Consider the following 947-nt stretch of genomic DNA (forward strand, 5'->3'; position numbering starts at 1 on the left):
TGCTGCACAGCGTAAATGACCAACACGACGCCGCGGCCGTGAACGCGCAGTTCGAAAGATTGTTGGGCTAGGGAATGGGTCATCGCGTGGTGTGTCCTTTACTGTGAGCTACGTGGCGGTAACTCATTGATGACCACTACGCGGTGGCCCGCCCTCTTCAGTGGACCGCCGCACCTTCGCCAGCCAGAACCTCGGCCCCGAAACCCCACCACTCCACGGGACTTACCCACTCCTTGGCGTCCTTGGGCTAAGCCAGGTGCGCTTGAAATTGGCTCGACTGTCGTTTTTGGCCGAAAGCTTCGAGAACCTTTGCCTCTCTAGATCTCCCTCGCCAGCATCAAGATACTGATGAGCTTTGAACCGGACAGTATTGGCGATTTCAAAAAACTGCTCTCGTCCCCTACATCCCCCTCGCCATGTCCGAGAACTTCGAGTAGTGCAAACGGGACGTCAACGTAATCGAGCCCGTCGGACCGCCGCGGTGCTTGCCGAGGATCACCTCGGCCTTGCCGGCGTCGGGATGGTCGGGTTCCGTCACCTCCGGCCGGTGCAGGAGCATGACGATATCGGCGTCCTGCTCCAGCGAGCCCGACTCGCGCAGGTCGGAGACCTGCGGTCGCTTGTCGGTGCGTTGCTCAGGGCCACGGTTGAGCTGCGAGATCGCGATCAGCGGAACGTCGAGTTCCTTCGCCAGCAGCTTCAGCGAACGGGAGAACTCCGACACCTCCTGCTGGCGGGACTCGACCTTCTTGCCGGAGGTCATCAGCTGCAGATAGTCGACCACGATGAGCCGCAGATCGTACTGCTGCTTGAGCCGCCGCGCCTTCGCGCGGATCTCCATCATCGTCATGTTCGGCGAGTCGTCGATAAACAGCGGAGCCGTCTCGATCTCGCCGAGCCGCTTCGCCATCTGCGCCCAGTCCTGGTCCGTGAGCGAACCACCGCGC

The 947-nt window shown here is 61.4% G+C and carries 1 protein-coding gene; it reads right to left on the reverse strand.

The window, feature by feature from the left end; translation table 11 throughout:
• Positions 1-400: 400 nt before the first annotated feature.
• Positions 401-947 (reverse strand): DnaB-like helicase C-terminal domain-containing protein (locus V7E05_RS11460; RefSeq protein ID WP_333619786.1); only part of this gene is annotated, 547 nt, incomplete at its 5' end.

The sequence above is a fragment of the Dietzia sp. genome (genome assembly GCF_036741115.1).
GTDB lineage: Bacteria > Actinomycetota > Actinomycetes > Mycobacteriales > Mycobacteriaceae > Dietzia.